Origin of the sequence: Acinetobacter tandoii (assembly GCF_008867985.1) — a bacterium.
GTDB lineage: Bacteria > Pseudomonadota > Gammaproteobacteria > Pseudomonadales > Moraxellaceae > Acinetobacter > Acinetobacter tandoii.
Genome location: NZ_VXLD01000002.1, coordinates 376876 through 402245, shown reverse-complemented (window position 1 = coordinate 402245; position 25370 = coordinate 376876). Strand labels below are relative to the sequence as shown.

Annotated in this window: 21 protein-coding genes and 1 pseudogene; 20 read left to right on the top strand and 2 right to left on the bottom strand. The window is 38.9% G+C overall.

Annotated features, from left to right (window positions below):
- The first annotated feature begins 13 nt into the window (after positions 1–13).
- From tssB to cysN, 20 genes are all read left to right on the top strand, one after another.
- Positions 14–523, top strand: a complete 510-nt coding sequence (tssB, locus tag F4W09_RS04910; RefSeq protein WP_016165882.1) for a type VI secretion system contractile sheath small subunit — start codon at positions 14–16, stop codon at positions 521–523.
- On the top strand, positions 516–1997 hold the full coding sequence (gene tssC, locus F4W09_RS04905; RefSeq protein ID WP_044740178.1) for a type VI secretion system contractile sheath large subunit: 1482 nt from the start codon (positions 516–518) through the stop codon (positions 1995–1997). Before tssB ends, tssC begins: the two co-directional genes overlap by 8 nt.
- A gap of 48 nt (positions 1998–2045) precedes the next feature.
- A complete protein-coding gene (locus F4W09_RS04900) occupies positions 2046–2549 on the top strand; it encodes an Hcp family type VI secretion system effector (protein WP_016165884.1) in 504 nt (167 codons plus the stop codon).
- A gap of 83 nt (positions 2550–2632) precedes the next feature.
- Positions 2633–3106 carry a type VI secretion system baseplate subunit TssE gene (tssE, locus tag F4W09_RS04895; protein WP_044740177.1) on the top strand — a complete coding sequence of 158 codons (474 nt, stop codon included), beginning with the start codon at positions 2633–2635 and terminating at the stop codon, positions 3104–3106.
- Between the two features lie 17 nt (positions 3107–3123).
- On the top strand, positions 3124–4932 hold the full coding sequence (gene tssF / locus F4W09_RS04890; RefSeq protein ID WP_151504195.1) for a type VI secretion system baseplate subunit TssF: 1809 nt from the start codon (positions 3124–3126) through the stop codon (positions 4930–4932).
- Entirely contained in the window at positions 4896–5888 is a 993-nt protein-coding gene (tssG, locus tag F4W09_RS04885; protein ID WP_044740175.1) for a type VI secretion system baseplate subunit TssG, read from the top strand. Before tssF ends, tssG begins: the two co-directional genes overlap by 37 nt.
- Position 5889: 1 nt before the next feature.
- Positions 5890–7296, top strand: coding sequence for a hypothetical protein (locus F4W09_RS04880; RefSeq protein ID WP_151504194.1), 1407 nt, complete (start codon positions 5890–5892; stop codon positions 7294–7296).
- Positions 7297–7321: 25 nt separating this feature from the next.
- A complete protein-coding gene (tssM, locus tag F4W09_RS04875) occupies positions 7322–11146 on the top strand; it encodes a type VI secretion system membrane subunit TssM (RefSeq protein WP_151504193.1) in 3825 nt (1274 codons plus the stop codon).
- Between the two features lie 37 nt (positions 11147–11183).
- Positions 11184–12143, top strand: coding sequence for a type VI secretion system-associated protein TagF (gene tagF / locus F4W09_RS04870; protein ID WP_151504192.1), 960 nt, complete (start codon positions 11184–11186; stop codon positions 12141–12143).
- An 8-nt stretch (positions 12144–12151) separates the two neighbouring features.
- Positions 12152–12916 carry an OmpA family protein gene (locus F4W09_RS04865; RefSeq protein WP_151504191.1) on the top strand — a complete coding sequence of 255 codons (765 nt, stop codon included), beginning with the start codon at positions 12152–12154 and terminating at the stop codon, positions 12914–12916.
- A gap of 22 nt (positions 12917–12938) precedes the next feature.
- Complete coding sequence (locus F4W09_RS04860; protein WP_151504190.1) at positions 12939–13205, top strand: PAAR domain-containing protein; 267 nt, start codon at positions 12939–12941, stop codon at positions 13203–13205.
- 172 nt (positions 13206–13377) lie between these two features.
- A complete protein-coding gene (gene yddG, locus F4W09_RS04855) occupies positions 13378–14265 on the top strand; it encodes an aromatic amino acid DMT transporter YddG (protein ID WP_151504189.1) in 888 nt (295 codons plus the stop codon).
- A 1104-nt stretch (positions 14266–15369) separates the two neighbouring features.
- Positions 15370–16785 (top strand): type I glutamate--ammonia ligase, encoded by a 1416-nt coding sequence (gene glnA, locus F4W09_RS04850; RefSeq protein WP_171284946.1) that lies wholly within the window; start codon positions 15370–15372, stop codon positions 16783–16785.
- Between the two features lie 88 nt (positions 16786–16873).
- Positions 16874–17149, top strand: a complete 276-nt coding sequence (locus F4W09_RS04845) for a hypothetical protein (RefSeq protein ID WP_016165895.1) — start codon at positions 16874–16876, stop codon at positions 17147–17149.
- A gap of 88 nt (positions 17150–17237) precedes the next feature.
- On the top strand, positions 17238–17708 hold the full coding sequence (locus F4W09_RS04840; protein WP_016165896.1) for a chorismate--pyruvate lyase family protein: 471 nt from the start codon (positions 17238–17240) through the stop codon (positions 17706–17708).
- An 18-nt stretch (positions 17709–17726) separates the two neighbouring features.
- Positions 17727–18608 carry a 4-hydroxybenzoate octaprenyltransferase gene (gene ubiA, locus F4W09_RS04835; RefSeq protein ID WP_151504188.1) on the top strand — a complete coding sequence of 294 codons (882 nt, stop codon included), beginning with the start codon at positions 17727–17729 and terminating at the stop codon, positions 18606–18608.
- A 108-nt stretch (positions 18609–18716) separates the two neighbouring features.
- Positions 18717–20162, top strand: coding sequence for an alpha/beta hydrolase (locus tag F4W09_RS04830; protein ID WP_151504187.1), 1446 nt, complete (start codon positions 18717–18719; stop codon positions 20160–20162).
- A 102-nt stretch (positions 20163–20264) separates the two neighbouring features.
- Positions 20265–20477 (top strand): hypothetical protein, encoded by a 213-nt coding sequence (locus F4W09_RS04825; protein ID WP_016165899.1) that lies wholly within the window; start codon positions 20265–20267, stop codon positions 20475–20477.
- A 212-nt stretch (positions 20478–20689) separates the two neighbouring features.
- A complete protein-coding gene (gene cysD / locus F4W09_RS04820) occupies positions 20690–21598 on the top strand; it encodes a sulfate adenylyltransferase subunit CysD (RefSeq protein ID WP_026441297.1) in 909 nt (302 codons plus the stop codon).
- Between the two features lie 84 nt (positions 21599–21682).
- Complete coding sequence (gene cysN, locus F4W09_RS04815; RefSeq protein WP_151504186.1) at positions 21683–23293, top strand: sulfate adenylyltransferase subunit CysN; 1611 nt, start codon at positions 21683–21685, stop codon at positions 23291–23293.
- A 66-nt stretch (positions 23294–23359) separates the two neighbouring features.
- Here cysN and tehB read toward each other — a convergent pair.
- A pseudogene (tehB, locus tag F4W09_RS04810) lies at positions 23360–24218 on the bottom strand (SAM-dependent methyltransferase TehB).
- Between the two features lie 133 nt (positions 24219–24351).
- Positions 24352–25326 carry a Tim44 domain-containing protein gene (locus F4W09_RS04805; protein ID WP_151504185.1) on the bottom strand — a complete coding sequence of 325 codons (975 nt, stop codon included), beginning with the start codon at positions 25324–25326 and terminating at the stop codon, positions 24352–24354.
- Positions 25327–25370: the final 44 nt, after the last annotated feature.

The window sequence follows — 25370 nt, the reverse complement described above, 5'->3', positions numbered from 1 at the left end:
AAGGCTTTAAATCATGGCTAAACGAGAAAGCGTGCAAAAAAAATTGCAACGTATTCGCCCCCCGCGTGTCCAACTTACTTATGACGTAGAAGTGGGTGAAGGTAAAGAAATCAAGGAACTTCCTTTTGTTGTTGGTGTTTTAGGAGATTTTTCTGCGGCTTCAGAACAGGAAAAAACCAAACTTAAAGATAAAAAGTTCGTGAACGTCGATTTAGAGAATATTGATGAAGTCATGGAATCGCTTTCACCACGAGCGACTTTTCAGGTGCAAAATACGCTTTCAGAAACAGGTGGGCGCTTTGGAGTTGATTTAACCTTTAAATCAATGGATGACTTTAGACCAGAAAACATTGCACAGCAAATTGAACCGCTACGTAAACTGGTCGAAGCGCGTGAACGTTTAACGGATTTACGTAACAAAATCTCGAATAGTGAACGTTTAGAAGATTTGTTAGATGATGTTTTAAAAAATACCGAACAAGTCCGCCAACTGAGTGAAGAAGTAGGAGCGGACAATGAGTAACATGCAATCTGCACTTGCTGTACAAGATAACTCAACTGAATTGACTTTACTTGATTCCATTGTTGAGCAGAGTCGTATTGCTCGAAATGATGAGGAGCATGATCGCGCGAAAAGCCTTATTGCTGAGCTGGCAAAGGAAGTCATGGCTGGAACAATTACAGTTTCAGATAACATGTCGATGTCGATTGATAAGCGGATTGCCGAAATTGATGACTTGATTTCTAAACAATTAAGTCAAATTATGCATCATGCTGAGTTTCAGAAAATTGAATCAACATGGCGCGGATTATATTACTTCTGTCAAGAATCACCTTCAAATCCACTCATTAAAATTCGGGTATTAAACACCACGAAAAAAGAGTTGATTAAAGATTTTCAAAGCGCTACAGATTTTGATCAAAGCACCTTATTCAAGAAAATTTATGAAGAAGAATATGGTTCCTTTGGTGGAGCACCGTATGCAACTTTGATTGGTGATTTTGAATTTGACCGTACCCCAGCAGATATGTATTTGTTAGAACAAATCTCACATGTTGCTGCGGCATCTCATGCTCCATTTATCTCCGCTGCCAGTGCCAATATGTTAGGTCTGGAATCGTTTACTGATATTGACCGACCGCGAGATGTATCAAAAATTTTTGAAACCGCTGAATATGTGCAGTGGCGTTCATTCCGTGAAAGTGATGATGCCCGTTATGTGGCATTAACCATGCCACGTGTTTTAGGTCGTTTACCCTATGATCCAAAGCAAGGCATGCAAACCGAAGGCTTTAATTTTGTAGAAGAGGTTTCGGGTCAAAACCACGATGAATATTTATGGATGAATGCTGCTTATGCATTTGGTACACGTTTAACCAATGCATTTGATATGCATGGTTGGTGTGCTGCAATTCGTGGCGTAGAAGGTGGGGGATTGGTAGAAGGTTTGCCAGTACATACCTTTAAAACCAGTGATGGTGAAGTTGCATTCAAATGTCCAACTGAAATTGCGATTACAGACCGCCGCGAAAAAGAGCTGAGTGATCTTGGTTTTATTCCATTGGTACATTGTAAGAACACGGATTATGCAGCATTTTTTGGTGCGCAATCAGCGCAAAAACCAAAAAAATATGACAGCGATACTGCAAATGCAAATTCTGCATTATCGAGCCAGATTCAATACATTATGGCAGTTTCTCGTATTGCACACTATTTAAAAGCCATGATGCGTGACAAAGTCGGTAGTTTTGCATCAGCAGGCAATGTCGAAGCATTTTTAAATGAATGGTTAGCAAAATATGTGCTCTTGGATGATGGGGCTTCTCAAGAAGCAAAAGCCCAGTTTCCATTAAGAGAAGCTTCCGTGAAAGTTGTAGAAAACCCAGCAGAGCCTGGTCACTACAAGTCTGTGGTTTTTTTAAGACCACATTTCCAGCTGGACGAGTTGTCCGTATCTTTGCGACTCGTCACTGAGTTGCCTCAGTCTTCTAATTAAATTAAGAACAGCTCAATAATTAAGAACTTTATAATATAGGATAATCTCATGAAAGATATATACGTCGAATTTCGAGGTAAATACAAAGTTGATGGTGAGTCTCGCGACTCAGAGCACAAGGGTTGGTTAGAAGTAAACTCTTGGGCACACAATATTCGTCAGCCTAAGTCTGCAACTTCATCTAGCGTGGGTGGCCACACCGCTGAACGTGTTGAACATGCAGATATGCACTTTGTAAAAGACCTTGATGCAACTAGCCCGAAACTATGGGAAGCATGTTCAGCAGGTTACACTTTTGATGAAGTGCAAATCGATTTTTACCGTGCCAATGGTGATAAACGTATTAAATATCTTCAAATTAAATTGAAGCATGTTTTAGTTTCAAGTGTTGCACCAAGTGTTAATGAAGAAGGTGTCCCAACTGAAACTTTCGGTTTGAAATATGCTGCAGTTGAGTGGACCTATAATCAACAAGATATTAACGGTACTGCGAAAGGTGCTGTGACCAAGAAATGGTCATTGTCGAATAACACAGCATCTTATGCTGCGTAACTAAACTCAGATCAATATATAGAGGATAACGAATGTTGTCCTCTATTTTTTGAATGCAGAATAAATTGACTGAGATAATGAGCATGAGTTTAGAACAATTACACCCCTACGGTTTTCAGTCCACACTGTTTGATCGCTTACTTCCTGAAACTGAGAGTGTAAAAGGACTTTCAATTCAAGAATTAAGACAGTCAGTCGCCAATGATCTTGAAGATTTACTGAATAGCCGTATAGCAAAATTAGATCATCTTATTGATGCTTATCCTTTGTCAAAACAATCGATTGTACAATTTGGCATTATTGATTTTGTTGGACTTTCGACCGCAAATCCTCTTGATCGCGATAAAATTTGTCAGTCGATAGAACAATCTATTTCTGCACATGAGCCACGCTTAAAACAAGTCAAAGTGGAGATGCTTTTAGATGGTCACAATATGGGGGCATTGTGTTTAACCATTCAGGCTTATTTAAATATCCATCCCTTATATGAGCCTGTGGTTTTTGATGCATTATTAAAACCAACGACGCAACAATATGTTATTTCTGCGCAAGCTTAAGGTATAAGGACAACGCTGTGATTGAAGAACTTTTACCTTATTATGAAAAGCAGTTGCAAGAGTTTGCACTACAGTCCAGAGTATTTGCAAAAAAGTATCCTAAAATTGCGCAACGTTTATCTCTAAATCAAGAGCAAATTGATGATCCGCACATTGAGCGGCTGATTCAAGCTTTTTCATTAATTGCAGCAAGAATTGATAAAAAATTAGAAGATAGTTATGACGTGTTTACACGGTCATTATTTGAGGTGATGTTTCCTCAATATTTGAGACATTTTCCTGCTTGTAGCGTGGTGAGTTTCGAAGATATAGAAAAACAAAAGAAGCTTACGGAAGGTACGATTGTCCCAGAAAATACAACACTGAAATCACGAAGTGTAAAAGGGGTACAGTGTGAGTTTAAAACCAGTATGGCTGTGCAGCTCTTACCGCTCCAGTTGAAATCTCTGGAATTTCAGACCAATCAGAGCTCACATTTACATTTGAATCAAAATGCCACTTTAGTTTTTTCTTTTGAAGCTTTCAATGGGGCAGAAGCATGGTTAGACAATGAAGTCTTACCTATTTATTTAGATGCTATTTCAAATTTTCCTTTGCAGTTTTTAGATGCAGTTTTTAAATCTGAAACCAGTTTTAGCTTGAAATCAGGTCAGCATACCTTGGCAATTGAGAATCCATTTGAAGTGATGGGCTTTGCTGAAAATGAAAGCCTATTGCCTCTCGATCAGCATACTCATCATGCTTATCGGCTTTTAATGGAGTATTTTTGCTTTTCAGAAAAGTTCAACTATCTTAAATTGAATTTAAAGGGTCTGAAAAAATTAACACAACGAAATAGCCAATTTGAATTACATGTTCATTTAAAACTCAATTTGACTGACCCTGCAATTGTTCATAATTATTCAGCTTTGAATATTGCAAATTTCAAGTTATTTAGTAGTCCTGCCGTTAATCTATTTGAGAAAAAGGCTGAGCCACAGAAGATTGATCATAAAAAATTAGAATATCCAATTTTAACGGATGCACATCACCCTGAATTTTATCGTGTTTATTCAATTCTTAATATGCAAATGATGAGAGAAAAACATGAACAGGATGCTGTGACTTATCCGATCACACCATTTTTTGCCATGAGTCATGCCCATAAAGAGAATGTCCGATACTTTTATGCACTGAATCAAAAACAATACCAACATAAGAATATTGAATTGGGTTATTCCATTATTTCTCGGCATTTGAATCCACATGAAATCAAGTCTGATTTTATTAGTACAAACTTATTGTGCTCGAATGGTAATTTGCCTTACGAGAGCATGAGTCTGAGTCAGCATACTTTAAATATGAATGGTACAGGCTTGGTTCGACGTGCACAGGTTTTAAAACGACCTACCCCATGTTATGTCTTTAATGGAAATAAAGAAGAGCAGTGGCGACTGATTTCACATTTGTCTTTGAATTTAATGACATTAATGCAAGAAAATGCAGTACCCCATATTCAAGAATTGTTGGCTTTATATAATTTATCAAATGCCAAAGAAAATCATCTATTGATTGATGCTATTCAGGGCATTGAATTTGAATCTACCCATAAAATGATGAATATCAAGCCATTCCCAGCTTTTGTCCGCGGTATAAAAGTTAAAGTATCAATCAAAGTGGAAGTCTTTCGGGGGCATAGTTTATATATTTTTAGCCAGTTATTGAGCTATGTATTCAACCTAAAAGTACAGATGAACAGTTTCGTTGATTTAATTATTTTTGATGATCAATCAAGACAGGAGTTATACCAATGCGTTCAGAACGTTGGTGGCAAGAAGCTTCTGTAATTGATGGCCTGTTTCATACACCTACGGCTTATGAGTTTATCCAAACGACTCGCTTGTTACGGCATGATCCTATTTTTAATCAGGTTCAACATTGGGCGGATCGTTTTAGTTTTGAGAGCTCAATTCAGCTCAATTTTCCTGTTTCTGAGCTTGAGTCCTTAAATCTAGTAGATGACAAAATTGAACTCAAAAATTTGATGGTGGGATTGCTCGGGATACAAGGGGCATTACCCTATAGCTATACACAGAAAATTAAGTTATCACCGCGCAAGCAACGTGATGAAGTACAGAAGTTTATTGGACTTTTTAATCACAAGCTGACCGCTCAGTATGTCGATTCCAGTCTGGTATATAACTTACCTGTTCGTTACGAAATTGATCAGAATAATCACTATTTAACGATTTTACATGCATTGAATGGTTTTGTACGTCAGCAACATCAGCCTTCTGAATTGGAAGATTTTTTTGCCGAGTTTTCAGGATTAATGCAAGGACAGAATAATAATGTCCATGCCTTGAAAACGATGTTGCATTGTGTGTTTAAGCAAAAGATCGAAATTAAAGAATTTATTGTGGAAACCTTCCAGCTTAATGATGTTCAGAAAACCAGTTTGGGCAGCTTGGCTAAAAATGCTTTAGGTTTAAATACTTTTTGTGGCGAAAAAGTCCGTCAGGTGGACGGAAAAATTGAAGTTCAAATTGGGCCTTTAACCTACCCACATTATTTAGATTATTTGCCTGGGAAAGGATTAAGCGAACAACTCCGAAAGATTTTTAAGAGTTGGTGTGACCCGACTTTGCATGTCGATGTTCGTTTAATTTTGAAAAGAACTGACAAAAAAGCAGTTCAAATTGGTGCAAACCAATCATTAGGTTTGGGGCAGGGAACTTTCTTAATGCCGACATTGACAGAAGATCATAACGAATTTTGTTATGCGTTAATACGAGAGATCTAAAATGCTTAAAATTATATTGAGTACAGTTTTAAGCATATTTTTCGTAAGTTCTACGCTGATTATTTATTATTGGCGCGATGCTAAATTTGAACCGACAGCACAAGATTTATTGCTTTATTTTGTGTTGATGCCTTTTTTGATTTCATTGGTAGTACTCAGTCCTTATCTCATATGGAAGCTATACCAATTTATACAAAATAAGCAACGAGATGCACAACTGATAGAAACTCATTCATCTTCTGACAGTGTAAATACAAAAAATCAGCTATGTCCTGAGTATCTACGTTTAAATGTTTATGCAGCATCGTTGCAATCTGCTTTGGGGCAAAACCAAGAAATATTTGTCAAAATGGCTGAGATGCCTGCACCTACATTGGATTCCAAACTTGTGAATCAGATGGGTAATCCAATTTTATCTTACCGAATGCCTGATCCTGTCGATGAGACTTTAGACCATGAAGTGGATCGTCCTGATATAAGTGAAATTCAACAACGCATACAGGCATTGATTCAGGCAGAACTCAATGAAAATTGTGCATCCTTATTAACTATTGTGGAGCATTTGAAAAATTCTGCGATGTTTTATGACCAACAACTTGCTTATGAATATCGTATGCATCCTGCTTGGGTTCGTTCCGACTATCAGGAAGATGAAGAGGAACAAACAGTGGTTATGGATGTTCCACGCCTCAATATGTTGAATATTCATGTCGTACTTTCCGATTATTTACTCCATGTTTGGAATGAACAATCGAGTGATGTATTGGTTGAAGAGTATTTGCAGAGTTTAGGGCTATTAGTCCAACAAATAAACGTGCATTACCATTATTGGGGTACCGAAACTGCTTATGTGGAATGGATTGAACTACTTAAAGCTATTCAGCATCAAAAGGATGAAGTTTCATATATCACGGTGGTTGACTCAGCCATAGATCAGGACATTATCGACGAACATTTATGGGCAATGGATCAATATATTCCTGCAGAGTTTATTGGTAGTTGTTGTATTTCAGCTGAATCGGTTCGAGTTGAGGGACTCTCTAGAGTCAAGGTGATTGAACTGGTTGAAAATGAAACCAATGTAATGAACTTTATTAGAAAATTAGGTATTGAAAACTTAGAACAATATGAGAACGAAACTCCGTTTTTTGTGGTGCCAGACAATATTGCTCAAATCAAAGTTGCTCAACAAATAGCAACACGTATTGGTGCATCAAACATACAGTCGTATCACTGCTTATATAGTCATTACAGTTTAGGACATACGCAAAGTTTGGCTAAGATTTTCGGATTTCTTCTTGGACTTCAAGCACCTGAATCTATGCATAGTTTTATGTTCAGTCTGGATGCTCCACACACACATGTGATATTTCAGTCTGAAGAATTACTATCAGAATTAAATACTTAAGAATATTAAAATTGACGAGATAACAATGTATACAATTTTAGGCTACTTGTGGCAGTACATTACCAACCCAAAAGCAATGATTGCACTTTCCATATTGGTTGCTCTGATATCTTCATTTAATGTGGTGCCTCGGCATATCTTTATTATGCTGTGTATTGCCTATCTTTTGGGTTTAATCGGTTATGGTATTTACTGGTTGATTCAACGTCGAAAGTATGAACAGCAAGGTGAACAACTTGCAGAAGCAATGGGTAAGGAAACCGAATCTGAGTACAGTCAAACCAAAAATAATGAAGAATTAAGATTGATTCAACAACAAATGAAAGAATCCATTCAACTGATTCGTAAATCAAAATTGGGGGATAAGAAGGGCAATGCTGCTTTATATGAACTGCCTTGGTATATGGTCATTGGCAATCCAGCAGCAGGTAAAAGTTCGGCGATTTATAATTCTGGCTTAAAGTTTCCATTTGAAGAATCCCATCAAAAAGTAGTGTCTGCTGGGCTAAGTGGAACCCGAAACTGTGACTGGTTTTTCTCAACAGATGGTGTTTTATTAGATACAGCAGGTCGTTATTCTGTGTATGCAGAGGACCATGGTGAATGGCTTGGTTTTTTAAAACTATTGAAAAAAAATCGACCGAAAGCACCAGTGAATGGCTTAATTGTGGTGGTTAGTATTGCCGAATTGATTAGTCAGAGTCCTGAGAAATCACTAAAACTTGCCAAAAATTTAAGAGCACGTATTCAAGACTTAACAGAACGATTAGAAGTTTTTGCACCAGTTTATGTGGTGTTTACGAAAATGGATTTGATTGCGGGTTTTACTGAGTTTTTTGAATGTTATGAGGGGCAGGAATTCGATCAAGTGTGGGGTGCAACACTTCCATATCACGCTGACTCTTCGCCGAATGCTTCAGACTTATTTGAGCAACATTATAATACGCTATTTGATGGCTTAAAAAGCGTAAGCACCACACATTTAAGTCGTCGCCATGCACAAAATATTTCACCTGGGGTAATGACATTTCCGCTCGAGTTTAAAACATTAAAACCAGCGGTAAAGACATTTATTGCCGCATTATTTGAAGACAACCCTTATCAATTTAAACCTGTTTTTCGTGGTTTCTATTTTACCAGTGCATTACAGGAGGGCATCATTGAAAGCCCGATGACTGAGCAAATTGCACAAGAATTTGATTTGAATCGGCTACATGTTGAAGATGCCTCAAAGAAAATCAGTGCACAAAATCATGGTTATTTTTTAAAAGGTTTATTTTCAAATGTAATTTTAAAAGATAAAAATTTGGTTAAGCAACATATTAATCCTTTACGTAAACGCCAACGTTACTTGGGCTTTATGGTGGGTTTAATAACAGTTGCTATGGTACTTGGCGTATGGGTTTGGTCTTATCGTAATAACCAGCAGTTGATTTTGGATGTGCAAGCGGACCTAAACAAAGTCCAACAGTTGGAAAAAACATCCGAAAATGATTTAGCGACACAATTAGAAGCCCTTTTAATACTGCAAAATCGATTGCAGCAATTAGATACCTTTGATCAAGATCATCCTTTCAAATTTTCATTTGGTTTATATCAAGGCAATCAATTGCGTGAGAAATTACAAGGTGAATATTTGAAAGGTATTCGGCAGATTGTATTGGAACCTTCGCAACAGAATATTGCGCAATATTTGCAGCGGGTTAAAAGTAATGAAGCAACGTTAAAGGCGAATCATGTCAATGTACAAATTCAACAATTGGCCGCCAATAAAAATCAACAGTACTTTGAACCGTCTGATACTAACCCTCAAGATGCTTATAATGCTTTAAAGGCATATATCATGCTGAGCAATCCACAGTATATGGATGCAAGTCATCTCAGTGATCAGGTGACAAAGTTTTGGCGTTCTTGGTTATTGGCAAATCGTGGAGCAATGCCACAAAGTGAGCTGATGCAAAAAGCGGAGCAAGTTTTAACTTATGCGATGTCTCTAGCAAATCAAAAACAGTTCCCTGTATTAGAAGCGGATACACAATTGGTGGATCAAACTCGTCAAGTGATGGTGGCTGTAGTACGGGGTATGCCAGCGCGAGACCGAGTTTATAATGAAATTAAAATGCGTGCATCAGTTCGTTTCCCTGCACTGACTGTTGGTCAAATTGTGGGAGAAAATAATAAGAGCATATTAATGGGAGGCTACGCGCTACCAGGTGTATTCACTTATAAGGCATGGGATGATTACGTTTCTCAAGCCATTGAAGATGCCGCGAATAAACCGACTGATACAAAAGATTGGGTGCTGAATACGACTCAATCGGATGATTTAACTTTTACTGGAAGTCCAGATCAAATTCGAAAACAACTCACCCAGTTGTATAAGCAGGAATATATTGCAGAATGGAAAAAGTTCCTGAACGCCGTACATTATGCAAAAGGAACAGACTTTAAAAGTGATGCTCGTATTGTCGAAATCTTAGGTGAACCGCAAAACTCACCAATCAGAATATTGATAGAACGTGTGACGAAAGAAACCAGTTGGGATAACCCAGTTGTACAAGCTGAATTGGCAGCACCACAAACAGGTTTTGTTGCATGGTTCAAGCGTACGATATTAAGACAAAATAACGAAGATGCCATAAAGAAAGCCATCAATCAGGCTCAAGGGCCAATATCGCAAGAGTTTGTATTTTTCTATCAACTGATACGTAAGCGTGATGATCAGCAAAATCAGTCTCTTTTGGATGAATATTTAAATAACCTTTCTCAGGTACGTAGTAAGTTTAATGATTTAAAAAATGCAGGGGATATTGGCCCAAGTGCTTTAACCGTCGTTAAACAAACGATTAATGAACAAACTTCTGTATTTAATGCTACGCAGAAAATTGTCGATGAAAAGTTAATGGTTGGGCTGAATGCGACAGATCAGCAAGTGTTACAACGTCTATTGGTGAGTCCATTGACCCAAGCTTTTAATGCTTTATTGCCTCCTGCACAAGATGAACTGAATAAATTATGGGTCATGCAGGCATATCAACCATTCAGCACGACTTTGGGACAAAAATATCCATTTAATCAGGGCGCGACAATACAAGCGACCAGCGCGGAAATTGCACAGATTTTTGGTGAGACAGGCAGTATTGCTCGTTTTGTTAAAGAAAGTCTGGATCCTTTAGTGATCCGACGTGGATATATGTTGTCATCTAAAACATGGAAAGATTTAGGTATAGGTCTAAATCCGCAGTTTGTGATGAATTTTCAAAGTTATGTTGCGCCAGCGAATGGTGTAGCGACAGGTGATTTAAATCAAACAGCACCTTCTACTGCCGCGAGTCAATCGAATTTCCAATTCTATCCATTACCGAATCCAAAATTTCTGTCCTATAGCGTCGATATTGATGGTCAAAGAATGGTGTATGAAAATGGAATACAGCAGTGGGTGAATTTCATTTGGCCAAATCCAGGTGCTATTCCTGGTGTCAGAATCACAGCTGTCGATTTAGAAGGACAAACTCATACCATTTTTGAGGCACCAGGTGAATATGGCATTAACCGCTTGATTGATTCTGCGCAAAGAAAGCCACAAAACGGCAGTTTTGAAATGACTTGGGCCAGTCCAAAAGATCCATCACTTGCTGTGAAGTTAAACTTCCGCCTGATTAGTGGTAATAGCGGTGGCAGTGTGGGTGCTGGTCGAGGTTATGCAGGTCTGCAGCTGGTGGATAAAGTGGTTATGGACAAAGCTGTACGAGTCGTTGCTGCACAAGTTGCTCCACCACAAGTCAACATAAAAGAAGCTCCGCAAAATTTGACTTCTCCTTCGCAAGCTTTATCAGGAGTAAAACCATAATGACACGATGCTCGAAAAGGAGTGAGGGAGGGGCCCAATGCAAGTAAGTAAAACAGCATCATTTTATTTTGGTAAGAGTCCAGCGCGTGGAGACTTCCTAAAAAGTAAAGGGCAGTCTAATGTTATTCAAATGATTGATCGCTGGATGACTGAAGCATTGGAGTTGGCGATGCAAAAGCCTGACTTTGAAAAATCATATCAAACTCTGCCGAGCTTAGATTTTTTTATTGCCAATCCAATGGAATCAGAGCTTTTACTTGCCAACTTAGAAGCCAGTGAAGATGCTTCGGGACGAAAGTTTCCAATGGTATTGTGTCATTTGCTAGAAGCTTCTAATCCAATGCAGAATTTGTGCTATGCACCAGTTGTGTATAAACCTTTATTAATTGATTTATTTCAAACGAATAAAAAGTTGCAAGCAATTCGGGAACCCGACCAATTACTGGAACAATTATCACATTTTGGTCGTGATAAGCAGAGTTGTCATCTTAATCTTAGTCTCGATTTCTTTGATCATCAGACCATGTATTCATTTGCCAGTTTAATGAAAATGAATAGTTATCAACTGGCTCAAAGTATGATTGGCTTAGGTTTGTTATTACAACCTATTCTCAGTGTGGGCGTTGCTAATTTAAATAAGGTGTTGATTTTACCCATACATAATGCACATTATCGTTATGAAATTGCAGCATTCTGGGTCAATTTAATTCATTTGTTCATTGGTAGCCAAAATACAGAAGTTTTGATTGGGTTGTTGCATGCCGAAGAACCTATTTTACTCTTTGGATTTCAAGGTGCCGATATTTCAGCTCTCAGCGATATTTTTATGCAAAATTTTACCACTGAACGTTGGGTTTCTTTGATTCATGCCGAATGGATCGATCGCTATTTGGAACAAAATGCCGGTTTAGCGGCCTTAGAACAGGCCTTGTGTGAGCGACAATTGAGCCTCACTCAAGGGGTTAAACTTTTTAAACAAACATTTATTCGTGGCTAATATTAACAATGAATTTTAAAAATAGAACGATTTGCAAAAATATCATCTTGGCATGTGGTTTGTTGTCTAGTGCTTTACTTTATGCACAGCCTGTAATTGTTGAAGGTGTGGTTGCTAATCAAACCAGTAAACAGGCAATTTTACAGAAATTGTATGCTGTTTATGGGCAGGATCAGGTTGTGGATAAAATCCAAATAAGACCTGTCGCCACACCCCAAGCTTGGGATGATACTGTGGCACGGGTGATTACTTCGGATTTAAAAAAAATCACAGCTGGTAAGTTAACTGTAAAAGGAACACAAGTTGAATTAACAGGAAAACTGATAAATCCAACAGAAATTCAACCAGTTACATCTATGTTTCAATCCCTTGTACTGCCACCTTATCGGGTAAATACGAGTTTTACGATTAATCAATCCGAACAAAAAATCGTAGATGATGCTTTGAAAGATCGAATTGTAGAATTTGAATCTGGAAGTGCAATTTTAACGCCTACAGGAACAAAAATTCTGGACGAGATGGCAGTAGCATTAAATAAAGTACGAGACAAGAACGTCAAAATTATTGGTCATACTGATAGTTCTGGTGATGCTAAAAAGAATGTGGCGTTGAGCTTGGCACGTGCAGAAGCAGTCAAAACGTATCTAATTCAGAAAGAGATTGTTGCAGGACGTTTAAGTACGGCTGGATTGGGTTCAGAGAAACCTGTCGCGGATAATGCCTCAATAGAGGGACGTAAAAAAAATCGTAGAATTGAGTTTGAAGTACTTTAGTTGCTAATAAGGGGATAAGGGTATGGCGGTGCCTTATATAACAGTTGGATGCCCAACAACAGGTGGTGGTAAAGTAATTTCTGGAAATGCAAGTTTCTTGGTCGAAGGGATTGCAGTTGCTTGCATTGGTGATAAAGCAACTTGTCCGTTGCATAAAGTGGTCGCGACCATTATTTCAGGAGATATGCATATGTTGGTGATGGGCAAAGCCGTTGCGAGAGTGAATGATTCTTTATCTTGCGGCTGTAAATTATTACCGAAGCAAAATATGGTGCAAGGTGCGAATTAAAAGTGTTATAAAAATTTATCATTCGTGATTCTTTGATTACTTATTATCACGATCAGTCCAAACGGGATCTAAATGAGATGGTGATATTGATTTGTCTTTGGCATAAATAACTTGTCGCTCTATCTGACTATTGCTACATTCACATGAATTTACACGTGTTAAGTCAGGGATTATGTCGTATCGTTTCGCCACTATAATTGGATTGTGCGCCATTTTATTCTGGGCCGCTATTGTTGGCTTATTACGACAAGTAACGGATAGCTTCGGACCAATTTTGGGTGTGTGTTTAATTTATAGTTTAAGTTCCTTCATTTTACTGATCTTATTTAAACCACCAAAATTACATTTATTTCCTAAAGTTTACCTCATTTGGGGTTCAATTCTATTTGTTGCTTATGAGTTATGCCTGTCACTTTCTTTAGCATTTGCTCAAAATAACCAACAAGCTGTGGAAGTGAGCATTCTGAATTATTTGTGGCCAAGCCTGACCGTTTTACTTTTAATTTTAACCAAAGAGCAAAAGTTTCATCCTTTAGTGATTGTGGGGATATTACTGACTTTATTTGGAATTATTCAGGTTCAAGTTGGAAATGGTGAGTTTAGTTTCAATCAACTGATACAGAATATTTCGCTTAACCCCATCAGTTATGCTTTAGCTTTTATGGGTGCTTTTATTTGGGCAGCATATTGCACGCTTACGAAGAAAATTGGCGATGGTCAGAATGTAATAGCTCTATTTTTTTGCCTAACTGCAGTGGCCTTATGGCTTAAATATGTTTGGATGGGTGATTTTCAAGTTCCTGAGCTTCACCTACAGAGTTTTTTTTATTTGGCGATTAGTGCTGCTGCATTTGGATTAGGTTACGCTGCTTGGAATATTGGCATTTTGCATGGCAATATTCATTTGCTTACAGCGGCATCCTATTTCACGCCGATTATTTCTTCATTTATTGCTATGCAGTTACTTGATTTGGAGCTGTCATGGGCATTTTGGCAAGGTGCTGCTTTGGTCACTTTAGGTTCGTTTTTATGTTGGTGGTCTACCCGTACTGCCTCATAAAGAAGGGGATGCCATCATTGTTTTATCTTGAACTGCCTAAAAATGATTTGCCAATCTGTCAAAAGCTACATCATTCATTTGTTTAAATACAACGGTTCCTGCTCCAGATCAGTTGAAGAATGAAACAAACTTCGTAATCTATGTCCAGTACAACTACTGATCACACTTAGAACTGTCGTTAATCACAGGTTGAATATTGAGTTGATCCCGCTCTTTGTATCTTCAATTGCATCAATCCGCTCATCATAGTGAAATTGAAAAGGTATGTTGACCATATCAGCAATAGAATTAGCATGTTACTTTGCTTAATGTGCTTATCCGTAGCGTAAACTTCTCGTAAAGAGAGAACAAAGACTTAAACATAAAATTTTTTACATTTCATAATTGTGATTAGATGAGGAAGGTAGTAACCAATTTTTTCGTTTACTTAAATCTTAAAAGGATCATTTTTTGATAACTGCTAAGTCGTTGAAAAAGCATTGTGATCGGGCCTTTGTTCTTGACCTGTTGTAGAGCAGTGTTGGTCAATTTTTTTGATTGTCTATATTGCTAGATATTGAGCTTTCGTCTTTTTTTTTAAAGATGTCAGAACCATTGGGTCACAAAATGAGTTCGAGTTAAGGATGGTCTTAACTCGCAATAAAGTAGTGCAAACTTTTTGTTAGACGTACTTAAAAATAGAGGATGGGGATGGAAAGTCGAGTAAAAAGTCATCTCATTATTGTGTGAAGTAGTTCCAAAGACGAAATTTTATATTATTGATAAGCTTTCCTGATTAATTACGCTGAGGTTTATAAATAAAAGACACATCAACATGGTGAAATATGCTGAAAAATGCACTGCATTAAAACATTTATATTTAAATGCACTATTTTGGTTCTTTTTATGAGGTGATTAATTGCTTGATAATGAAAATGTCTGAATATGGTGCATTTCATTTTTCAAACAGTATAATAGGTGTTAAGCGAAGTTTATAAATCTTGTATTCTGATAAATAATTCAATGTTTTAGCTTTGCTTTTTAAAAGTTGGTATGAGAATTGCTTTATAACTGCCAACTACTAACACGCACTCCACAGGTGCAACAAAAAATCATCGGAGCAAAATGAGCATGGCGAACAAGGTCCTTCAACTCATCCAAGAAAGTGGCGCAAAATGGGTCGATTTCCGCTTTACTGATACTAAAGGTAAGGAACAGCACGTTACTTACCCAGCAGATACAATTGATGAAGATACGTTTGAAGACGGTAAAATGTTTGACGGTTCTTCAATTGCTGGTTGGAAAGGTATCGAAGCGTCTGACATGATTTTACGCCCAGATGCAGAAACAGGTTTTATTGACCCGTTCTTCGCTGAGCCTACAGTAGTTGTTACTTGTGATGTTATCGAGCCATCAACTGGTCAAGGTTATGATCGTGACCCACGTTCTATTGCTCGCCGTGCAGAAGAATATCTAAAATCTACAGGGATTGGTGATACTGCATTCTTTGGTCCAGAACCAGAATTCTTTGTATTTGACGAAGTGAAGTGGGACATCGATATGTCTGGCGCTCGTCATACATTAATCGCTGAAGAAGCTGCTTGGTCTACTGGTAAAGACTATGAATCTGGTAACTCAGGTCACCGTCCACGTGTTAAAGGTGGTTACTTCCCAGTTCCTCCAGTTGACTCTTCACATGACATGCGTGCAGAAATGTGTGCAAAAATTGAAGACATCATGGGCCCAGGTCGTGTAGAAGTACATCACCACGAAGTTGCATCTTGCCAATTAGAAATTGGTGTGAGCTTCAATACCATGGTTCGTAAAGCAGACGAAGTACAACAGTTTAAATATGCTGTTTGGAACGTTGCTCACCAATACGCTAAAACTGCAACGTTTATGCCTAAACCAATGGTAGGTGACAACGGTTCAGGTATGCACGTTCACATGTCTATCTCTAAAGATGGCAAGAACTTGTTTGCTGGTGATGAATACGCTGGTCTTTCAGAAATGGCGCTTTACTTCATCGGTGGTGTGATCAAGCATGCTCGTGCATTGAACGCAATTACTAACCCTTCTACAAACTCGTACAAGCGTTTAGTTCCGCACTTTGAAGCACCAATTATGTTGGCTTACTCAGCGCGTAACCGTTCTGCATCTATCCGTATTCCTTACGTTTCTAGCCCTAAAGGCAAGCGTATCGAAGCTCGTTTCCCAGATCCAATGATGAACCCGTACTTAGGTTTTGCAGCATTGTTAATGGCGGGTATCGACGGTATCCAAAACAAGATTCACCCAGGTGAAGCTGCTGACAAAAACTTGTATGACCTTCCTCCAGAAGAAGAAGCTAAAATCCCTACAGTTGCACATAGCCTAGATATGGCTCTTGAAGCACTTCAAGCGGATCATGACTTCCTTCTTAAAGGTGGCGTATTCACTAAAGAAATGCTTGATGCGTACATTGAACTTAAAACTGAAGAAGTTCGTCGTCTTAACACGACTACTCACCCAGTTGAATTTGATATGTACTACAGCTTGTAATTCTGAACGGAATTCCACTGTAAAAAACCCGCGCTCGTCGCGGGTTTTTTTTGTATTATCTGTTTTATTTTAAAAATAGAACGGCTTTATGGCACAGCGTAAAAAACACACCAGTTTTTATCCGTGGATTGATCCCAAAGACCATGACAAAGGTTTTAAACTTAATTTCTCAATGGTGACCTATATTGAAGTTGGGCGTACTCCAGAAGGTTATAAACAGGCAGAGTTTGTTGCACTAAAAAGCCCAGAATTAGCACTCGACTATGATTACCCCCAAAGTTTTTTTCTGAGTGCTGAAGGGTTCATCTTGGTGAAAACGCCACAAGGGAAGTTTGAAGTCATTGCAAAAACAGATAATTGTTAATAATTGATCTTTAAATTAAATCAATAACATTCTTTATAAACTCTAAAAGGGTTTAAATGTAAAGTGGATCAATTAAACAGGTAAGGTTATGCAGCAGCAGATTCCAACTGAACTGAAAACATGGTTGTATGCTTCAGGTTCATTGACGCAGCAACTCACGGATTTAGCGGGTGGAAAATTTAGGGTACAACCGATTAAAGAACATTTTCAGCGCCTACATTTTATTGATGCAAAATGGATGAGAATGCCACATCAGCATACCTCATGGGTTAGAGAAAGCTTTTTATATGGCAATGATATGCAGCCTTGGGTTAAAGCGAAAAGTATTTTTCCGATTCTAAGTTTGCAAGGTCGAGCAAGACTTTTTAAACATATTGGCACAAAACCAATTGGCTGGTTTTTGTTCCAGCGTACCAATCCAGCATGTGAACGCCGTGTGATTTGGTTAGAAGATGGTTGGACACGCCAAAGTTGTTATACTTGGCACGGTTGTAAATTTATTGTTCAAGAAACGTTCTTACCTGCATTCGAGCAGTATCTACGCAAAACCAAATTATGAAATTGTTAAAGGATTTTCATGGCTACGGTGCAACATATTACTTGGCGTGAACGCTTAGAAGCTTATTATTATTTATGTCGTTTCGATAAACCCATTGGTACTGAATTAGTCTTTTGGCCAACCATGTGGGCTTTATGGGTTGCGAATAAAGGTATGCCAAGTTTAGGAATTTTAATTCCAATGATTTTGGGCACCATTTTTATGCGTGCTGCTGGTTGTGCGATTAATGACTTCGCAGATCGTAAAGTAGATGCTCATGTAGAGCGAACCAAAAACAGACCTTTGGCAACAGGGGTGATTAGTGCAAAAGAAGCTGTTTATGTGTTTTTAATACTGGTTTTGGCCAGTGCATGTATGCTATTTTTTTTACCGATAGAAACTTTTTATTGTTCTTTCGGTGCGCTATTTCTCGCGTTTATCTATCCTTTTATGAAACGCTATACCCATTTGCCACAGGTATTTTTGGGCGCTGCATTTTCGTGGTCTATTCCAATGGCCTATACCGCGGTGGGTGAACCTTTGGGATTAACCTGTTGGTTATTGTATTTTGGGAATTTAGCGTGGACGGTTGCTTATGATACGCAATATGCCATTACTGATCGTGAATATGATTTAAAAATTGGGGTGAAATCAACCGCGATTTTATTTGGACGTTACGATATTCAAATTATTGGTACGTTGCAGGTATTAAGCCTGATTTTAATTGCAACGGCTTTATTTCTAGAACAATTATTGATGCCATTTGGTTTGCTTGCATTAATTTTAGTTGCTGGGGATTTTATCTTTCAAGCGGTTAAAACCAAAAACCGTGATCCGCAACTCTGTTTTTGGGCGTTCCGTCACAATCGTTGGGTAGGAATGATAATTTTTATGGGAATTTTTTTAGAATTAATAGTTTGAAATGACCATATGGTTAAAGAGTGTCCTATACAGGGCACTTTTTTTATGCCTTAATAATTCTGCATGTAGTTTCATGCCAAAAAAATAAAGATTAAAAAAGGATATTTTATGAAGCGCACGAAAATAGCTTTGGCACTTACATTGACACTTTCAAGTCTATTTTTAACAGCTTGTAATGATGATGACGATAATACGGTGGCCGATTCTAATAAAACCTATTTATCTGAAGGAAATTATGCTTTAGATACAGTAGTGAATAGCTCGTCGATTAAAGTCATGACCTATAATATGACCAATGTTCAAGGGAAAACAGCAACAGCCACTGCCATGGTATTGTTTCCAAAAGTCATTCAACCCAAAGATGGCTATCGCGTTGTGGTTTGGGAACATGGGACTGTGGGTGGTGGAGATGACTGTGCTCCGAGTAAAAATTTACTTAACCCTCGCTTTAAAATTCTTGCAGATACCTTATTGGCCGCAGGTTATGTCATCATTGCACCAGATTATGAGGGGTTGGGTACAGCAGGTGTACATCCTTATTTGAACTTATCCAGTCAGGCTAATTCCGCAATTGCAGCGGTAAAAGCGGCAAAAGATCATTATGGTAAGCAGTTAAATGGCGCATGGATGTCGATTGGTCAGTCACAAGGTGGACATGCTTCGTTGGGTACTGCGGAATTTGCCAATACAGATAGCAGTTATAAAGGTGCAGTCGCTGGTGCACCAGCGTCAAGCTTAGGAACAATTATTCAAATTTATCTCGATCCGCAGTTGAATCTTGATGAAAATAATCAATCTAAGGGTGTGAATAGATTAGATGAACAATTACTAAAAGTTCGATATGCAGTTGCAAATAACATCATTACAGCAGAACAAGGACAAGCGGCAATTGATCAAATTGCAGATGGTTATGCTGAGTTGTTGGCTTATGCAGCACTGACCAGTTCAGGTATTAAAGCATATCAACCTAATTATGATTTAAAAAATATCTTTACCGCAGGTGCCGCGGATATTGCAGAAAAAGCATATGGCCGTACAGGCGATGATGGTGCGTGTTTGGGTTATGCAGACCCGAATAGTGCAAATGGTTTACAAGAACAATTTAAAGTCGGGGTACTTGCTTTCTTAAATGAAGATCCTACACACTTAATTGCACAATATGGCATTGATTTAAATAAGATTAAAACGGACCCAGTAGTTCAGAAATTTTTAATAGATAATCAACCAGCCACCAACGCGACCGCAGCAAAAGTGATTAAAACACCTGTATTTATTATTCAGGGTGAGAAAGATCAAGCGGTATTGCCTATAGTTACACAGGCTTTATATGCAAACATGAAAGCAAATGCGACAAACTATTTCCCTCAAAATGCTTATGCAGATGGATACCAACTGACTATTGTGCCGAATGCCACGCATACACAAGCGATTGTTTGTAAAAATGCAGATGCTTTTGATTTCATTCAAGCAAATATGTCTGCTGCTACAGGTATTGTGTTGACCGACGCACAAAAAGATGCAAGTCAAAATCCACAATGTACAGGTAATTTCTAAGTCCTGTGTTAGATACATCTTTGCAAAAAGAGTCTCATTATTGAGGCTCTTTTTTGTTATATTGTTGCGCGTTTAAAAGATATTAGATTTGAGTTATTGCGTATGAACCAACCTGAAGTGAATAAAAAACCGATGCCTTGGAAACTCATGGCATTTGGGCTGCTCATTCCAGTGTTTATTCTCGGAATGGCACTTTTAGCTGCAAAAAGTGATGCAGATAATAAAAAGCAATATGATTTAGAGCGTGCAGAAATTCAAAAGCGTGTTGAACTAAGACAACAGCGCGAAGCTGCCGCACAGGCAAAGAGTGAATAGGTTAATCTTCCAAGACTTTGCAATCATTTTGAAAGGGTAGAGATCGACTATAGCTTGAAAACTTATAGTTATTATTAGTTATGCTCTATATGACAATTTTGCATATCAATATAATAAAACAAGCAATAGTTGTGAATAGTAAATCTCTATAATGAATATCAATTGTTGAATGTGTAATAAGCACGAATTAGTAATCGGTGTTGTCGATGTCAATAAATGAGGAAAGACTTACTCATCTTAAACAGCTTGAAGCTGAGAGTATTCACATTATTCGTGAAGTAGCTGCCGAATTCGAAAATCCGGTAATGTTATATTCCATTGGTAAAGACTCAGCTGTGATGCTGCATCTTGCCTTGAAAGCGTTCTATCCTGCAAAACTTCCATTTCCACTACTGCATGTAGATACAGGTTGGAAGTTCAAGGAAATGATCCAATTCCGTGACAACATGGCAAAAACCCATGGCTTTGATTTGATCGTACATCAAAACAAAGAAGGTCGTGATGCGGGCATTAACCCGTTCGACCACGGTAGCTCAAAATATACGGATATCATGAAAACTCAGGGCTTGAAACAAGCACTGGATAAGTATGGTTTTGACGCTGCTTTTGGTGGCGCACGTCGTGACGAAGAAAAATCTCGTGCGAAAGAGCGTGTTTATTCTTTCCGAGATAATAAACACCGTTGGGATCCTAAAAACCAACGTCCAGAATTATGGAATTTATACAACGGTAAAGTGAACAAAGGCGAAAGTATTCGCGTGTTCCCATTATCGAACTGGACAGAGTTAGACATCTGGCAATACATTTATTTAGAACAGATTCCAATTGTTCCATTGTATTTTGCTGCTGAACGTCCAGTGGTTGAACGTAGCGGTACACTCATCATGGTTGATGATGAACGTATGCGTTTACACGAAGGTGAAGTTCCACAAATGAAATCGGTACGTTTCCGTACTTTAGGCTGTTACCCATTAACAGGTGCAGTCGAGTCAGAAGCGAATACCTTACCTGAAATTATTCAAGAAATGTTGCTCGCGACAAGCTCAGAACGTCAAGGTCGTATGATTGACCATGATGAAGCTGGCTCTATGGAAAAGAAAAAGCAAGAAGGCTATTTCTAATTTCCTAATCAAAGTCCCTCTTTATTAAAGAGGGATTTAGGGAGATTAAAAAATCGATTTCAAAGCATTTGTGGAGTTTGAGCAATGTCTCATCAATCAGAATTAATTAGCCAAGATATTTTGGCTTACTTAAAACAGCATGAACAAAAAGACTTATTACGCTTTTTGACGTGCGGTAACGTCGATGATGGTAAAAGTACTTTAATTGGACGTTTGTTATATGATTCAAAATTGATCTACGAAGATCAATTACAAGCTGTGACCCGCGACAGTAAAAAAGTCGGCACAACAGGCGATGCACCTGACCTTGCGTTATTGGTAGATGGCCTGCAAGCAGAACGTGAGCAGGGCATTACCATTGATGTCGCTTACCGTTATTTCTCAACCGAAAAACGTAAATTCATCATTGCGGACACTCCAGGGCATGAGCAATATACGCGTAACATGGCAACAGGCGCTTCAACGGCTGACCTTGCGATCATCTTGATTGATGCGCGTTATGGCGTACAAACGCAAACACGTCGTCATACTTACATCGCGAGCTTGTTGGGTATTAAGAACATTGTTGTTGCGATTAACAAAATGGACTTGGTGGAATTCTCTGAAACTCGCTTTGGTGAAATTCAAGAAGAATACCGACAGTTTGTGAGCCAGTTAGATCGTAAACCAAGCAATATTCTGTTTGTCCCAATTTCCGCTTTAAATGGCGATAACGTGGTTAACCCATCTGCCAATACGCCATGGTATCAAGGTCAAACCTTGATGAGCATCTTGGAATCTGTAGAAATTACCCGTGATTCAAGCAAGAGTGAATTCCGTTTCCCTGTGCAGTATGTCAACCGTCCAAACCTCGACTTCCGTGGTTTCTGCGGAACAATCGCACTGGGTGAAGTACATGTTGGCGATGAAATTGTGGCGTTACCTTCAGGTAAAAAGTCGACAGTTAAAGAAATCGTGACTTATGACGGTAACTTGGAGCATGCGATTGCTGGTCAGGCTGTTACTTTAACCTTAAACGATGAAATTGATATTTCACGTGGTAACGTGTTGGTAAAAGCAGGTGAAGAGCCTTCTTTATCACGTAGTGTCCGCGCAACTGTGGTTTGGATGAATGACCAGCCACTTGTAAAAGGTAAGTTGTATAACGTTAAGATTGGTACGCAAACAGTTCCAGCGAAAGTAACGGCAATTAACTACCGCGTGAATGTAAATACACTTGAGCATACCCAAGTTGAACAGTTAGAGCTAAATGCAATTGCAGACTTAACCGTTGAATTTGATGCGCCAGTCGTATTTGACCGTTATCAAGACAGCCGTTATACAGGTTCATTTATCTTTATTGACCGTTTAAGCAATGTGACGGTTGGTGCGGGTATGGTTGAAGCCGCGGTTGAATGGACTGCACATGCGAACCCTGTTTCTGCTGAAGATCGTGCTGCACGTTTAGGTCAAAAACCTGCGGCAGTCACTGTAACAGCAAAAGCGCTTGAGCAAGCACAAGTGTTAGAAAGTTTGTTGATTCAACAAGGTGTGGTAGCAATAGCGAAAGCAGGTTTAACCGCTGAACAAGTAGCTTTGTTGCGTGAAACAGGTGTTGTGGTAATTACTGACCTCGTTGATGCAACCGATGTAAGTTTTACTGCTGAACAAGCAGAAGAGCTTGCAGAACAAATCGTGAAATTGGTTCGCCTGTAATAGATTGAATTAATTTAGAAAAACCCACCTTAAGGTGGGTTTTTTATTGCCTATAGATATTGCAAACTAGACCTTCTGTGCAAAAAGCGTGGCAAAGCGCTGTTTAATTCGGTGGCCTTGCTCATCAGTACGGTGCAGCTCACCAATATTTTCATTGTATTTGAGGATCGTCCAGTTTTGATAAAGTGCATTTAACTCGCCCGCTTTGAAGCTGGAAGTCAGGTTGGACAGGATAATCTTCACTATCCATCGCACAGACAATCAAGTTATATCCGCCTGATTTAGTAGCTTGTTGCATTTGGAGAATGAGCGGTGGAATGGTGCTGGCTTGTAAGAACATCATCACGACAGTGCAATAGATGAAATCATATTGCTTTTCAATTTGCTGATTTAGGTTTAAATCCCGCAGTTGGATATGAATATTGGTAATTTGTTCGGCCTGAATGATTTGTTCAAGGCGTTGTAAGCTTTGTGTATTTACATCCCATACATCGACCTCAAAGCCGTGCTGACTTAAGAATAGGGCATTACGACCTGAACCACAGCCCACATCCAATGCCTTTCCACCTTGTAAATACGGTTGAGCTGCTAAAATTTCTGAATGGGTCGGTGTGAGTTGATATTTCTGCGTAAACAATTGATCGGATTGGCAATAGAAGCTAAGCTGGCATTCAATATCATCACTAAATGCCACAATACGATGCCAAACTTGAGGTTCAACTCGAGGAGGTTGTTCAGAGACACTGAAACGATGCTTTGAGATCACTTCACCTTGTTCATTCAATATCGCAAAATCAAGTTCACCTTTTAAAATATGCAGTTTTGCCCATGTCCCTTGTTTGGTATTGTGAGCTTGCTGAAAAGCGGAGGGAATGCTGTCGTGCTTCCAAACAGGAAGGGTTTTATAACAAACGAGAGATTGCATATGGATATCCTGTGATTGGGTGCTTCATCTCAGCTAGAAAAAGGGTTTATGCATATTCTTCATGCGATATTAGCCTGATTTGATAACAAATAAAAACAGCGACCGAAGTCGCTGTTTTTATGCAATTCAATGCTTAAGCCTGTTGAATACCTGCAACTAACCAGTCTTGGTTTGAACCCGCAGGTTTAACAAAATGCCAGATTTCAGTAAATGGTTGCGGCAAACTGTTCAAGTCTTCACTGACTGTACCTGTAAAGCGCACACTCACTACATATTGACCATTTTCAGTCGCAGAATCCGTTACCATTGCATTCAAGTTAGAGAACTCAGCAACGTCTTGATCGCGGTTCGCCATAATGTCGTTATACATCGACTGGTATAAGTCAGGCGTTAAATAACGACGAATTTCTTCAATGTTACTGGCAGTATTCATTGATTGAATATGGTTAAAGCGTTGGCGTGCAATACGTAAGAAAGCGGCTGGCTCTGTACCATCAGGAAGTTGATTGCCACTGTTGGTATAGGCAGCACCGAATGGCGCGTTATTCACAGGTGCTTGAGTTGCTGCACCGCCACCTACAGATTGACCAAAAATATTGGTATTGTCCGTTGATGTGCGCGGTGCCGCAGGTGTTTGACCAAATGGCGATGCAGTTTGACCGCCATTATTTGGTGCATATGGATTAGTGGATGTTAATTTTTTTTTTGCGCCCATCTTGCGGAAAATGAAGAAGGCAACAGCAGCAGCGAGAAGGATCCAGATCCAACCTGGAATTCCGCCTTTCTCTTCTTGAGCAGCTTCAGCATGACTAGCTGGACGGTCATCTGCAAGCGCATTTGCAGCCACTGCACCTACGGCAGCACCAGCAACACCAGCAGCAACCATACTACCTACACCTGGACCAGATTTTTGTGGTGCAGTTGCAGGGGCAACAGGTTGTTGAGCAGGTGTAGCTTGACGAGGTTGTTGATAAGACTGAGTTGGTGTCGCAGAACGGCTCATGCCATGACTCTTACCACCACCTGCACGTTTCGCTTCTGCCAAAGGTGCTACCAATAACGTCGCTGCTAAAATACCTGCAACTAAACTACGCTGTCGAACTTCCATTCAATTTTCCTATAAAAAATGATAAATAGCCCTGTATTTATGCA